Below are 12,462 nucleotides of genomic sequence, written 5' to 3'. Positions count from 1 at the left end.
ACCTACCCGGCCTCCGCCGCGGCCAACGCGGCGAGCTGTTCGAGCACGTCCTGTTCCGTTCTGTCGTACAGGGTTTCGGCAGGAGTGGCCTCGATCGCGGTGGCAACCAGGGTCGAGCCGAGCAGATCGATCCGGCTGTAACCGAATCCGAGCAGTCCGCGGTGCCGCCCGATCGGCGCGATCGGATCGATCCGATACGACAGCGCCGGTCCGATCCAGACCGGGATGCCACCGAGCGCGGCCGCACCGGTCAGATGGTTGTGCCCGCAGATGATCAGCCGCACATCCGATCCCGCGAGCACCTCGTCGAGCAGTTCCGGCTGTTCGAGCCGCAGATACTCGGTGGCCGCGATCGGCGACGGGATCGGCGGGTGGTGCAGCACGAGCAGCGTGCCGTGCCGCGCGGGCTGCCGCAGCTGCTCGGCCAGCCAGTCCAGTTGTTCGGGCTCCAGCCGTCCGTCGTGGCGGCGCGGGGTGGTGCTGTCCAGTGCGATCACCCGCAGCCCCGCGACGTCGGTGACATGATCGTGGGTGAAGTCGGGATCGGCTGTGGCGCAATCGGTATCGAGCAGTTCGGTGCCGAAGGCCGCGCGGTCGTCGTGATTGCCCATCACGTACACCGTCTGCGCGCCGAGCTCGGCGGCCACCGGCTCGACCGCGTCGCGTAGCCGCCGGTAGGCCTCCGGCGACCCGTTGTCGGTCAGGTCACCCGAGAGCACCAGCGCGTCGATCCGCTGCTGCGAGGCCCGTAGTTGTTGCAGGACGTGCGTGAGGTTTTCGTAGGTGTCGACCTTGCCGTGCACCCGTTCCCCGGCGGGCCGGATGTGGGTGTCGGTGAGCTGGACGATCGTGACCGGCGGGTTCATGACGCGGGCAGCAGTTTGGCGGCCTGCTCACGGGCGGCGCTCAGGGTGGACTGGGGATCCTTGCCCTGGAACACGATCGCCTCGACCGCGTCCATCATGCCGTCGCGGATCTGCAGATAGTTGGTGCCCGGCATGGAGATCCACGGCTCCATGTTCGCCAGCTGCGCGACGTTCGGGGCCAGCAGCGGATTCTTCGCCGACCACTCCTTCAGCCCGTTCGGATCGTCCATCAGCCCCGTGCGCAGCGGCAGATAGCCGATGCCCTGCGAGATCTTGGTATAGGCGGCTTCGCTGGTGAGGAACTTGATCAGCTCCCAGGACGCCCGCTGCTTGGCCGGGTCGTTGGACAGGACGTGCAGGGACGCACCGGAATTCGTCGGCACCGTCGGCTTGGCCCCGAAGCTCGGCATGGGCGCCGAACGCAGGTCCCACTTGTCCTTGGCGCCGGTGGTGAAGGTGCCCTGGATCGCACTCGTCTCCAGAATCATGCCGATGTCGCCACGCGCGAACGCCTCGTAACCCTGCTTCTGGTTCAGCTTCGGCATGCTGCCCGCCTCGACGAGCTGTTGCTGCTGCCGCGCGACCTCGACCACGGGCGCGTCGGCGAAGGTCAGCGTCTTGCGGTCCTCGGAGATCACCCGGCCGCCATTGGACCGGACCAGCGACTGGAAGCACCAGTCCTTGGCGGTCTTGGTCAGGCAGTCGACATAGATGCCGCCCTTGCCGGTCTTACCGGTGATGGCCGCCGACGCCTCGGCGACCTGCTGCCAGGTGCTCGGCGGCTTGGCGGGATCGAGCCCGGCCGCGGTGAACAGCGAGGCGTTGAAGTACAGCACCGGGGTGGAGAACACGAACGGCACGCCGTAGGTGTGGCCGTCCCAATCCGCGAGAGTCCTGGCCTTCGGCGCGTACGGGTGCTGGGCCCCGTCGAAGTTGCGCTGCACCTCCTGCTGCGAGACCAGCGTGTCCAGCGGCTTGGCGCCCAGCTGATGGATGGTGTAGTCCAGGTCGCTGAAACCGAGCTGCGCGACGTCCGGCGGGGTGCCCGCGACCGTCTGGTTCTGGATGCTGGAGATCGTGTCCGTGGCCGGGTTCGGGCTGTTGCCCTGCGGCTTCTGCGCCGTCACCTTGATGTTCGGGAACTTCTTGCCGAAGTCGGCGATCAGCGTGTTGAAGGTATCGGTCCACGCGCCCGCGAGCCCGTAGTTGTAGGACTCGAACACGATGGACACCTGCTGATCCGGTGTCAGGTCCGGGATCTGCGCGGTGCTGGAGTTCGAATCGGTGCTGGTGCTCCCGAGTCCGCCGCAAGCGCTGAGCGCGACGGTGGTTGCGAACACCATGCCCAAGATGGGCGCGGTGCGTTTCACGGTGTTCTCCTCATTATTGGGGGTGTCGGACGGCGTTGTCACGAGTCAGGCGACAGCTACGGGTTCCTCGACGCTGTCGGCTACCGAATCGCGCTGCGGCTCTTGCCATGTCATGCGCAGGCCGGTCGCGGGATCGAACAGGTGGAGGTGCGCGGGATCGACGCGCAGCCCGATGCTGTCGTCGGCGTGCACGTCGGCGGGGCGCGGCGCGCGGACGCAGAGCGAGTGGTCGCCGGTGGTGCAGTGGATCAGTTCCTCGCTGCCCAGGTTCTCGACCATGGTGACTCGGCCGCGGATGTGCGCGGCGGTCGCGTCGATGCGCAGCTGCTCGGGCCGAATGCCCGCGATCACCTCGAGGTTCGCCCCGAAATCAGCGGCGGTGATGGCCAATTCGACGTCGATGCCGTCGGCCACCAGGAACAGCCGGCCGTCGCGTTCGGTGACCACCCCGGGGAACAGGTTCATCGGCGGGGCGCCGAGAAACCCGGCGACGAAGGTGGACCGCGGCCGGTCGTAGAGCTCGGTCGGCGTGCCGACCTGCTCCACCCGCCCCTCGTTGAGCAGCGCGATCCGGTCGGCCATGGTCATCGCCTCGACCTGATCGTGGGTGACGTACAGGAACGTCGCTCCCAGCCTGCGGTGCAGGGCGATCAGCTCCGCGCGGGTCGCACTGCGCAGTTTGGCGTCCAGGTTCGACAGCGGCTCGTCCATCAGGAACGCACCGGGATCACGAACCATGGCCCGCGCCAGCGCGACTCGCTGCCGCTGCCCGCCCGAGAGCGCGGCGGGCTTGCGGCGCAGCAACTCGCCGAGCCCGAGCACGGCGGCCACCTCGGCCACCCGCTCGGTGATCTTCGAGCGCGGAGTGTGCCTGGCGCGCAGCGGAAAGCCGATGTTCTTGGCCACCGTCAGATGCGGGTAGAGCGCATAGCTCTGGAACACCATCGCCAGATCGCGCTGCTGCGGCGCGCGGTGCGTGATGTCGTTGTCGTCCAACAGGATCAGGCCGTCGGTGGGATCCTCCAGGCCCGCGATCATCCGCAGCAGCGTGGACTTGCCGCATCCGCTCGGCCCGAGCAGCACCAGAAACTCGCCGTCGGCGATGTCGAGGCTCACCTCGCGCACCGCGTAGGTCGCGCCGAATTGCTTCGACACCTTGTCAATTCGCAGTCTTGCCACCAGTTCTCCTCAGCCGGGCAGTTCGCCGGCGACAATCCAGGTCGCGACACGGGCCGCGATCGCCGGGGAATCCTTGACCCAGGTGAAGTGATCGCGATGCGCGACCGGCGAGTCCTCGTCGATGTGCCACTGGGTGACGCGGGCGTTCGGCATCCGGGAGACCAGGAAGTCGACATTGGACTTCGGGCCGAGCACATCGTCGGACAGCGAGACGACCAGTACCGGCGCCGTCATATCGCGCAGCAGCGAGTTGTACTTGCGCGCCGAACCTTTCGGCCGGTAGAAGCTGGTCAGCGAGTGCATCGCCCAGTCGCGCATCACGCCGCCCGGCATGGGCGCGGGGATCAGCACGCCGCCCGGCCAGTGGCCCTTCCAGCGCGAAACCAGTCCGATCCACTGGATCTGACTCAGCGCCTCGAACCAGCGCCGCGGGCCGAACGCCCACCAGAACACCGTGCCGGTGCCGATGACGGTCACGCCGGCGACGCTCTCGGGTTCGGCGGCGGCGAACAGCAAGGCCACCTGCCCGCCGAGGCTGTGGCCGAACAGGTGGATCGGAGCGTCCGGAAAACGCTGCCGCACCGCGGCCACGATCGCGGGCATGTCGATCTCCAGCATCTCCCGATAGCCGAAGTCGCGGTGCTGCCCGAGTTCGGGCTGTGCCTCACCGTGTGCCCGCAGGTCGCAGGTGGCGACCGAAAGCCCTTGGGCATTGAGCTCTTTCGCCAGCAGCAGGTAGTTCTTCGCCTTCATCGCCATGGCGGGCAGGATCAGCACCACCGGCGCGTCGGCCTTCTTGGCAGGCAGGAAACGGACGGTGAAGGTGACACCGTCGGCGGTCGAGACCGTCGTCGATTCGAGCGCCGCGAACTCGGCGCCCTTCTTGGCCGCCGTTGTCATCGGTCCGACTCCGGGATCGTCACGTCGCAGACGTAATCGAAGGTGAACTTGGCGACGACCACCTCGCTGTCATCGACCAGTGCAGCCTTTCCGGACAACTCGAACCGATTCGACACGGTCGCGGCCAGCACCTCGGCGAGCTCGCGCTGGTCGACGGTGGCGATCGCGCGGATCCGGCCGATGGCGGGCTTGCGGTAGGACGCCGTGCCTGCCCGCAGCACCAGGCGCTCGATGGTGGACAGCCGGGGCGCGGCCGCGCCGACGAACGCCGCCGCGCCGCCGATATCGGCGGCGGTGAACAGAGCACCCGCGTGCACGGTGCCCATGTGATTGCGGACGGAGTCGACGGCCGGGATCTCCACGACGGCGCGCTCCGGGCTGATCTCGGTGATCCGGGTGCCGACGTGGCGGCCGAACGGCACCATGTCCTGCGACACGGCCCGCAGGTATTCGTAGTCGACGGCGGCACCGTCGAGTTCGGGGTAGGCGGCGGCGAAGCCGGCGAGCTCTCGTGTGGTCATGCGGTTCTCCCTTTCAGCGATTACGCAGCGCGCGGCGAGCGATGGACCAGCGCAGCACTTCCGACGGCCCCTCGTAGATGCGGAAAGCCCGGGCCTCCACCAGGAATCGGGCGACCAGGTAGTCCTCGCAGACCCCGAGGCCGCCGTGCAGCTGGACGGCGCGGTCGAGCACCCGCCAGACCGCCTCGGAGACGAAGGTTTTCGCGATCGACGCGTCGTGGCGCGCCTGCGACGAGGTGGGGCCCTGTGCGTCGATGGTCTCCGCGGCGGTGCGGATCACGCCGCGTGCGGCGGCGAGGTCGATCTCGTTGTCCGCGACCAGACCCTGGGCCAGGCCGTGCTCGGCGATCGGGATGCCGAAAGACGTTCGGGTGCTGATGTGTTCGATGGCGAGCCGGTGCGCACGCACCGCGAGCCCTAGCCAGTTCATGCAGAACACCAGCCGGGACGGGGCGAGCCGCACCTGCGCGAGCACCAGTCCCTGGCCGACCTCGCCGAGCACCGCGGAGTCCGGCACCAGGCAGTCGACGAAGGTGACCTCACAGTGTCCGCCCGGAGCGCTGGTGTGGTCGAGCGTCGGCATCCGGCGCCCGACCCGCAGACCCGGGTTGTCCTGGTCCACCAGGAACATCGTCGGCCCGTCACCGGTGCGCGCGACGCAGATGGTGAACGCGGCCCCCTGGGCGCCCGTGGTGAAATGCTTGGCGCCGTTGATGACCCAACCACCGTCGGTCTCCTCGGCGACCGTCTGCAACATGCCGGGGTCGGAACCGGCGCCGGGGGCGGGTTCGGTCATCGCGATCGCCGAACGCACCTCCCCGGACGCCAGCGGCGCAAGGTAGCGCTCCTGTTGCTCAGCATTCGCTACATGGGCAAGCAGATGGATGTTGCCGTCGTCGGGCGCCCAGGCGTTCACCGCGATCGGGCCGAGCAGGCTGGCCCCCGCCGCCTCCAGCACCTGGGCCTGGGCGCGGGTATCCAGGCCCAGCCCGCCGTACTTCGGGTCCGACAGCGGCCCGAACACCCCCGCCTCCTTGGCCTTCTTCTGCAGGTCGAGGCGCAGCGCGTCGTCCATCACCCGCCCGTCGACGATGACCTCGCGTTCCACCGGAACGACCTGGTCACGAATGAACCGGGTGGTCTTGTCCACCAATTGCCCCACAGTCGTCATGGCGCAAGTTTCAGGGCGCGGCCCCGGCGGCGTCGGCGGCGATAGTCAACGTCGATTGTGCGAATCGACTGCTGATTCGCCCGTCCCGTAGCCAGCGGATGTCCGAGACGGTGAGCCGGAGGACGACCGCAGGTGAGGGACGAGATGACAGAGTTTCCGGTACAGGTGTCGGCGCGCCGCGACGAGGCCGAGGGAGTGTTCTCACTCGAATTGGCCGCACCCGACGGCAGGGAGTTGCCGAGCTGGACGCCGGGTGCGCATATCGATGTGGAAGTAGGCACCGCTGGTGTCCGGCAATATTCGCTGTGTGGTGACCCGGCGGTGACTGATCGTTGGCGCATCGCGGTGTTGCACGAGCAGGCCGGTCGAGGCGGCTCGCAGCATCTGCACCGTACCGCGCTACCCGGTTCGGTGCTGCGAGTATCGCTGCCGCGCAACAATTTCGAACTCGTTGAGCGCGAGAATTACGTATTTGTCGCGGGTGGCATCGGAATTACGCCCATCATGGCGATGGTGGCCGCCGCCGACGCCGCGGGCGCACGCTGGTCGCTGTACTACGGCGGCCGGTCCCGCGGGCACATGGCGTTTGCCGACGAGCTCGCGACCACTTATCCGGCCGCTCGGTTGCTGCCACAAGACGAGCACGGTCTGTTACCCATCGCCGACATCCTGGCCGAGCACAGCGCCGCCGCCGTCTACTGCTGTGGGCCCGAACCCTTACTCGCCGCGGTGGAGGCCGAGGCGGCGCGGCGCGGCACACCGGTGCACCTGGAACGGTTCGTGCCACGACCGATGGAATTCGCGCCGAACGGGTCGTTCGAGGTCCGATTGGCACGCAGCGGCAGAACTTTCCGGGTCGGCGCGAACCAGTCCATCGCCGACGTGCTGGAGCGGGCCGGGATCGGCATCGTCACCTCCTGTCGCGAAGGCACGTGCGGCACCTGCGAAACAGCCGTTCTCACCGGCGATATCGACCATCGTGATTCGCTACTCACCGCGGCGGAGCAGGATCGCGGCGACACCATGATGCTGTGCGTCTCGCGAGCGCGGTCGGACCTGCTCGTCCTTGACCTCTGACCTGCTGCGGCGGGGTTTTCGCTGTGTTGCGGATGTCGATCGGCTGGATTCGTGCTATCGAGGACGGATGAAGCCGACTCGGTCGTCGTATGACGTGGTGGTTGTGGGTGGTGGTCACAATGGGTTGGTGGCTGCCGCGTATCTGGGGCGGGCCGGGCGTTCGGTGCTGGTGTTGGAGCGGCAGGCGGGTACGGGGGGTGCTGCGGTGTCGGCTGCGGTGTTCGACGGGGTGGATGCGCGGTTGTCCCGGTATTCGTACCTGGTGAGTTTGTTGCCGCGGCAGATCATCGATGAGTTGGGGTTGGCGTTCGTGACGCGGCGGCGGCGGATCTCGTCGTACACGCCGGTGGGGGCGGGTGGGCTGCTGGTGGATACCGGGTCGGCGGAGCGTACGCGCGAGAGTTTTGTGCGGCTCACCGGTTCGGATCAGGATTTCGTTGCGTGGCAACGGTTTTACGCGAGGACGGGACGGCTGGCCGAGCGTGTGTTTCCCACGTTGACGCGACCGTTGCCGTCGCGCGCGGAGTTGCGTCGGGTGGTCGACGACGACTTCGCCTGGGCCGCGTTGTTCGAGCGGCCGCTGGGGGAGCTCATCGAGTCGGAGTTCGTCGATGACACGGTGCGCGGTGTCGTGCTCACCGATGCGTTGATCGGCACGTTCACCCAGGCGCACGATCCGACGCTGCGCCAGAATCGCTGCTTCCTGTATCACGTGATCGGTAATGGCACGGGGGACTGGGATGTGCCCGTGGGTGGCATGGGCGCGCTCACCGATGCGCTCGCCGACGCGGCCCGCGCCGCGGGCGCGGAAATTGTCACCGACTGCCCGGTCACCGGGATCGAAACCGACGGCCGCACCGCCGAAGTGAGCTATCCGGACGGAGTGGTCGGCGCGGGACACGTGCTGGTGAACGCCGCGCCGACCGAACTCGCCCGGCTCATCGGCGCACCGGCGGAGCCGAAACCCGAAGGCGCGCAATTGAAGATCAACATGCTGCTTACGAGACTGCCCCGGCTGCGGGATAGTTCCGTGGATCCGAGGGAAGCGTTCGCCGGGACCTTCCACATCGGCGAGTCCTATTCACAGCTGGACCGGGCCTACGGCGAGGCCGCGATCGGCCGGATTCCGTCGGCGCCACCGTCGGAGATCTACTGTCACACACTGACCGACCCGTCGATCCTGTCACCGGAGCTGGCCGCACAGGGCGCCCACACCCTCACCCTGTTCGGATTGCACACCCCGGCAAAACTTTTCGCCAAGGACCCAGCGGGTGTGAAGGCCGAACTGGTGAAAGCAACCATCGCCCAGCTGGATTCGGTGCTCGCCGAGCCGATCAGCGAGTGTCTGGCCGTGGACGAGCGCGGTGCACCGTGCCTCGAGGCGAAGACCCCGCTCGATCTCGAACAGGAGGTCGGCCTACCCGGCGGCCATATCTTCCACCGCGACTTGGCTTTCCCCTACCGCACCGAGGACGACGCGACCGATCCGGCCGTGCGCTGGGGCGTCTCGACCGGCCACCCCAATGTGTTCCTGTGCGGCGCGGGCGCGGTCCGAGGCGGTGGGGTCAGCGGCATCCCCGGTCACAATGCCGCCATGGCCGTCCTCGAACCACGTCCGTAACGTCAGACCTTCGGGGCTAGCGCGATCTTCGCGCTGCGTCCCGGGCTCTCCGTGGCCACGGCCGCGTCGGCCGCCGAATCCAGCGCATAGGTGGCTTCGACATCGAGCCGGAGCACCCCCTGCGCCGCCGCGGACACGAGTTCGCCGATCAACCGCCTGCGGTCCTCCGCCGAGGTCTCCTCGATCCGCTTGGAACCCCAGAAACCCTTCACCACAATCTGCTTGAAGATGAGTTCGCCGGGACCGAGCGTCAACGGCTGACCGGACAGCGCACCGAACGAGATCAGCTGCCCCTTGGGCGCGAGCAGGGCCATCGCATCGCTGGCCGCCCGCCCACCGACCTGGTCGACCGCACGCACGATCGGCGCGCCGGAGGTGCCGGCAACGGCCTCGTCCCGCCAGCCCTCGGCCTCGGTGTCGAACACCGGCTCGAAGCCCGCCGACCGCAAGGCCTCGACCGACTTCGGCCCGCGCACCAGATTGAGCACGTTGATACCGCGTTGCCGCGCAAGCACATTGACCAGCCGCCCGACCGCGCCGTTCGCGGCGTTGACGGCGATCCAGTCACCCGCGGCCACCTCGAGATCCTCCAGCAGCATCAGCGCACTGAGCGGCATGGCGAGCAACTGGGCGGCGGTCTCGTCGGACACCGCATCCGGCACCGGCACCACCTGACCGGCCTTGACGACGAAATAATCGGCCCACACGTTCTGCGCGCCGGACACGGTAACCCGTTGCCCGACAGTCAATCCGGTCACACCGGCACCGAGCGCGTCGACCCGGCCGACCCCTTCGGTCCCCGGGATCGCGGGCAGCGGCGGCTTGTAGCCGTACACCCCGCGCACGATCGCCAGGTCGTGATTATGAATGGGCGCGAGGACCAGCTCGAGCCGCACCTCGCCCTCGCCCGGTTCGGGCAGCGGCCGTTCCGCCGTGGTCAGTACGTCTTTGGGCTCGCCGAAACTCTCGATGACTACCGCACGCATGCTCTGCTCCTTCGTTCAGTCTTCGGCGACAACGACGTCGACGTCGATGTTGCCGCGGGTGGCGTTGGAGTACGGGCACACCTGGTGTGCCTTGTCGGCGAGGGCTTGAGCTTCCTCGCGGGACAGATGCGGCAGCGACACCTCGAGGGTGACCGCCAGGGCGAACCCGCCCGCGTCGTTCGGCCCGATGCCGACCTTCGCGCCGACGGCGGAGTCGTCGATGTTGGCCTTGGCCTGCTTGCCGACCAGCCGCAGCGCCGAATGGAAGCAGGCCGCGTAACCCGCCGCGAACAGCTGCTCGGGGTTGGTGCCCTGGCCGCTGCCGCCCATTTCCTTGGGCGCGGCCAGGTCGACGTCGACCTTGCCGTCGGTGGTGCGGGCGTGTCCGTTGCGGCCGTCGCCGGTCGCCAAGGCTTCCGCGGTGTAGAGGATCTGCATGTCTATTCTCCTTCGTTCGATGAAGCCGGCAGTTCGTTCCCTGAGGCCGCCAGTGCGGCGGTGAGCCTGCGCAGGGTTTCGCGCAGCGCCAGGAACTCGTCCATGGAAAGGCCGCAGGCCGCAGCCATTTCGGCCGGTATATCGCGGGCGTGGGCCCGCAGCTCGCGCCCGCGTTCGGTGAGCTGGATATCGACGCGTCGTTCATCGGCGGCCGAGCGCCTGCGCTGCACCAGGCCCGCCGCCTCCAGCCGCTTGAGCAGCGGAGACAGCGTGCCGGAGTCCAACGCGAGCGCCTGGCACACCTCGCCGACGCTACGCCCGTCCTGTTCCCACAGGGCGAGCATCACCAGGTACTGCGGGTAGGTCAGCCCGAGCCGTTCCAGCTTCGGCCGGTAGACCGCGGTCATCGCCCGGGACGCCGCATACAGCGGGAAGCAGATCTGCTCATCGAGGGTCAGATGATCGGTCATGTCCAACAACGTAGTCCGCAATTATATTGTGCACAACCAAGCTCACTGTGTTCCCGGTCACCGCCTCGAACGTCGAAAGATGTAGAGTGTCGGAGCCCACTGGGCTGGCGAGAAGCGCCCCCGCGCGTTCGGCGGAACGCGCGACTCGTGTCCAATCTGACTCTTCGGTGTTTATGTCGTAATTCGCCGACGCGGGCCCTTGGACGCTTGTACAGTCAGCCGCAAGTACCACCTCTCGAGGAGCCGCATCATGGTCCGCGAAAGCGATCGGCTGATCCGCACCGATGTACCGCATTCCGCACGAATCTGGAATTACTGGCTCGGTGGTCAGGACTTTTACGAAGTCGATCGGATAGCCGGTGAGTCGGGCGAATCGGTGTATCCCGAAATCGGCACCATGGCGCGGCAATCGCGGAAGTACTTGATACGCATGGTGCGCTACCTCGCCGCCGAGTGCGGCATCCGCCAGTTCCTCGACGTGGGCACCGGATTGCCCACCATGCAGAACACGCACGAGGTCGCGCAGAGTGTCGCGCCGGACTCCAAGATCGTCTACGTGGACAACGATCCGCTCGTGCTGGCCCATGCCCGCGCGCTGTTGATCAATACCACCGACGAAGGTGTGACCGCTCTGATCGAAGCGGATTTCCACGACACCGATCAGGTGGTCACCGAAGCGCGCAACATTCTGAACTTCAACAAACCGATTGCCGTGATGTTCATGGGTGTTCTCGGCCACGCACGCACCTGGGACGACGTTATCCGGATCACCGGCGCGCTGCAGGAAGCCATTCCGTCCGGAAGCTATTTCGCAATGTATGAGGGCACCAACGAAGATCCCCGGCTGGTGCGCCTTTCGGATTATTACTCCAAAACTGGTGCCGTTCCGTACTATGTGCGCAGCGTCGACCAGGTCCGCGAAGTCTTCAAGAATCTCGAGTTGGTGCCGCCCGGCATCGTGCCGGTCAACCACTGGCACCCCGAGGATCCCGAGGCCGTGAACACGGAACCGCCGTCGGCCGCGTGGGGCGGCGTCGGCCGCAAAGCCTAGGTGGCCCGGCCGCCGATGCGCTGCGTGAGGCTGTCCGCGGTGATCCGCACCCGGCCTGCCAGCGGCGCCCAGTCGGCCGGACACGGCGTGGCCTCGCAGTGATGGCGCAGCGTGACGCTGATCGCCGCGATCGGGCGCTGGTTGTGATCGAAGACCGGATAGGCGACCGAGGCGAAACCCGGTGTCACATGCCCGTCTTCACACGCCCACCCGCGCTTGCGCTCGACCGTCAGGATGCTGCGCAGCGACGCCAGCGAGTTGGGTCCGCGCTCGGTGCGGCGGACGAACGACGACGCCGAGGGGAACAGCGCGCGGATCTGCGCGGCAGGCAGGTAGGCGAGGATCGCCCGACCACAGGCCGTCAGATGCGCGGGCAGCCGCACCCCCACATTGGTGACCAGGGTTTCCGGCCGCGACGGGCGTTCCTTGATGAGATACAGCAATTCGTTGCCGTGCAGCACCCCGAGATGCGCGTTGTGCCCGACCTCCTCGACCAGTTCGCGCAGCAGCGGCCCGGCCAGCCGCTCCAGCGGATCGTGGCGCAGATACGCGGAGCCGAGTTCGAACGCGGCGATGCCGAGCCCGTAGCGGCGCTCGCTGGGCAGCCGGGTGACGAAACGGGCCGCCTCCAGCTCGCCGAGCAGGTGGTAGGTGGTGGACCGGGGCAGCCCGAGTTCGCGCGCGATCGTCGAGGCGGAGATGGGCCCGGCCCGGCCCGCGAGTAGTTGCAACACCGCCAAGCCGCGGCGCAACGCCGGGACGTCGCTGCTCGTTCCCATGCCATCTCCTCGGCGAGTCTTGGATATCAGACA

13 protein-coding genes are annotated in these 12,462 nt (G+C 67.6%); 3 read left to right on the top strand and 10 right to left on the bottom strand.

The window, feature by feature from the left end; all coding sequences use genetic code 11:
- Positions 1–2: 2 nt before the first annotated feature.
- Genes IBX18_RS31670 through IBX18_RS31645 form a run of 6 tightly spaced genes read right to left on the bottom strand, consistent with a single transcriptional unit; the run spans position 3 to position 6,007 of the window.
- The gene (locus IBX18_RS31670; RefSeq protein ID WP_194837170.1) at positions 3–866 is read right to left on the bottom strand and encodes a metallophosphoesterase; all 864 of its coding nucleotides are present in this window, start codon (positions 864–866) and stop codon (positions 3–5) included.
- Complete coding sequence (locus IBX18_RS31665; protein ID WP_306796501.1) at positions 863–2,236, bottom strand: ABC transporter substrate-binding protein; 1,374 nt, start codon at positions 2,234–2,236, stop codon at positions 863–865. The genes IBX18_RS31670 and IBX18_RS31665 overlap by 4 nt, the downstream gene beginning before the upstream one ends.
- 45 nt (positions 2,237–2,281) lie before the next feature.
- Positions 2,282–3,415: an ABC transporter ATP-binding protein gene (locus tag IBX18_RS31660; protein ID WP_194837169.1), complete on the bottom strand. Its 1,134-nt coding sequence runs from the start codon at positions 3,413–3,415 to the stop codon at positions 2,282–2,284.
- Positions 3,416–3,424: 9 nt separating this feature from the next.
- Positions 3,425–4,315, bottom strand: coding sequence for an alpha/beta fold hydrolase (locus IBX18_RS31655; protein ID WP_194837168.1), 891 nt, complete (start codon positions 4,313–4,315; stop codon positions 3,425–3,427).
- Entirely contained in the window at positions 4,312–4,836 is a 525-nt protein-coding gene (locus IBX18_RS31650; protein ID WP_194837167.1) for a YiiD C-terminal domain-containing protein, read from the bottom strand. Before IBX18_RS31650 ends, IBX18_RS31655 begins: the two co-directional genes overlap by 4 nt.
- Positions 4,837–4,849: 13 nt before the next feature.
- Entirely contained in the window at positions 4,850–6,007 is a 1,158-nt protein-coding gene (locus IBX18_RS31645) for an acyl-CoA dehydrogenase family protein (RefSeq protein ID WP_194837166.1), read from the bottom strand.
- 144 nt (positions 6,008–6,151) lie between these two features.
- Here IBX18_RS31645 and IBX18_RS31640 point away from each other — a divergent pair, with 144 nt between their 5' ends.
- Together IBX18_RS31640 and IBX18_RS31635 are read left to right on the top strand one after the other, a co-directional pair.
- On the top strand, positions 6,152–7,084 hold the full coding sequence (locus tag IBX18_RS31640; RefSeq protein WP_194837165.1) for a PDR/VanB family oxidoreductase: 933 nt from the start codon (positions 6,152–6,154) through the stop codon (positions 7,082–7,084).
- 67 nt (positions 7,085–7,151) lie between these two features.
- Entirely contained in the window at positions 7,152–8,705 is a 1,554-nt protein-coding gene (locus IBX18_RS31635) for an NAD(P)/FAD-dependent oxidoreductase (protein WP_194837164.1), read from the top strand.
- 2 nt (positions 8,706–8,707) lie between these two features.
- Here IBX18_RS31635 and IBX18_RS31630 read toward each other — a convergent pair whose 3' ends face one another.
- From IBX18_RS31630 to IBX18_RS31620, 3 genes are read right to left on the bottom strand one after another with little or no spacing between them, the layout of a single operon-like run.
- Positions 8,708–9,691 carry a zinc-binding dehydrogenase gene (locus tag IBX18_RS31630; RefSeq protein ID WP_194837163.1) on the bottom strand — a complete coding sequence of 328 codons (984 nt, stop codon included), beginning with the start codon at positions 9,689–9,691 and terminating at the stop codon, positions 8,708–8,710.
- 15 nt (positions 9,692–9,706) lie between these two features.
- Positions 9,707–10,129, bottom strand: a complete 423-nt coding sequence (locus IBX18_RS31625; protein ID WP_107656149.1) for an organic hydroperoxide resistance protein — start codon at positions 10,127–10,129, stop codon at positions 9,707–9,709.
- 2 nt (positions 10,130–10,131) lie between these two features.
- The gene (locus IBX18_RS31620) at positions 10,132–10,599 is read right to left on the bottom strand and encodes a MarR family winged helix-turn-helix transcriptional regulator (RefSeq protein ID WP_194837162.1); all 468 of its coding nucleotides are present in this window, start codon (positions 10,597–10,599) and stop codon (positions 10,132–10,134) included.
- Positions 10,600–10,849: 250 nt separating this feature from the next.
- Between IBX18_RS31620 and IBX18_RS31615 the strand changes: the two genes are divergently transcribed.
- Positions 10,850–11,650: an SAM-dependent methyltransferase gene (locus tag IBX18_RS31615; RefSeq protein ID WP_194837161.1), complete on the top strand. Its 801-nt coding sequence runs from the start codon at positions 10,850–10,852 to the stop codon at positions 11,648–11,650.
- On the opposite strand, the gene IBX18_RS31610 is transcribed toward IBX18_RS31615, so the two are convergent.
- Positions 11,647–12,429 carry an IclR family transcriptional regulator gene (locus IBX18_RS31610; RefSeq protein WP_194837160.1) on the bottom strand — a complete coding sequence of 261 codons (783 nt, stop codon included), beginning with the start codon at positions 12,427–12,429 and terminating at the stop codon, positions 11,647–11,649. The two genes, IBX18_RS31615 and IBX18_RS31610, sit on opposite strands and share 4 nt — an antisense overlap.
- Positions 12,430–12,462 lie beyond the last annotated feature (33 nt).

It is taken from the genome of Nocardia sp. XZ_19_369, from assembly GCF_015355715.1.
In the GTDB taxonomy this organism is placed as follows: domain Bacteria; phylum Actinomycetota; class Actinomycetes; order Mycobacteriales; family Mycobacteriaceae; genus Nocardia.
The sequence above is the reverse complement of the archived record's forward strand: the minus strand, read 5'-3'. Positions and strand labels throughout refer to the sequence as shown.

Coding starts and splice junctions, on each gene's coding strand:
- IBX18_RS31635 (WP_194837164.1), top strand. CDS start 7,152: ATGAAGCCGACTCGGTCGTCGTATGACGTGGTGGTTGTGGGTGGTGGT.
- IBX18_RS31620 (WP_194837162.1), bottom strand. CDS start 10,599: ATGACCGATCATCTGACCCTCGATGAGCAGATCTGCTTCCCGCTGTAT.
- IBX18_RS31630 (WP_194837163.1), bottom strand. CDS start 9,691: ATGCGTGCGGTAGTCATCGAGAGTTTCGGCGAGCCCAAAGACGTACTG.
- IBX18_RS31615 (WP_194837161.1), top strand. CDS start 10,850: ATGGTCCGCGAAAGCGATCGGCTGATCCGCACCGATGTACCGCATTCC.
- IBX18_RS31645 (WP_194837166.1), bottom strand. CDS start 6,007: ATGACGACTGTGGGGCAATTGGTGGACAAGACCACCCGGTTCATTCGT.
- IBX18_RS31670 (WP_194837170.1), bottom strand. CDS start 866: ATGAACCCGCCGGTCACGATCGTCCAGCTCACCGACACCCACATCCGG.
- IBX18_RS31610 (WP_194837160.1), bottom strand. CDS start 12,429: ATGGGAACGAGCAGCGACGTCCCGGCGTTGCGCCGCGGCTTGGCGGTG.
- IBX18_RS31655 (WP_194837168.1), bottom strand. CDS start 4,315: ATGACAACGGCGGCCAAGAAGGGCGCCGAGTTCGCGGCGCTCGAATCG.
- IBX18_RS31640 (WP_194837165.1), top strand. CDS start 6,152: ATGACAGAGTTTCCGGTACAGGTGTCGGCGCGCCGCGACGAGGCCGAG.
- IBX18_RS31650 (WP_194837167.1), bottom strand. CDS start 4,836: ATGACCACACGAGAGCTCGCCGGCTTCGCCGCCGCCTACCCCGAACTC.
- IBX18_RS31625 (WP_107656149.1), bottom strand. CDS start 10,129: ATGCAGATCCTCTACACCGCGGAAGCCTTGGCGACCGGCGACGGCCGC.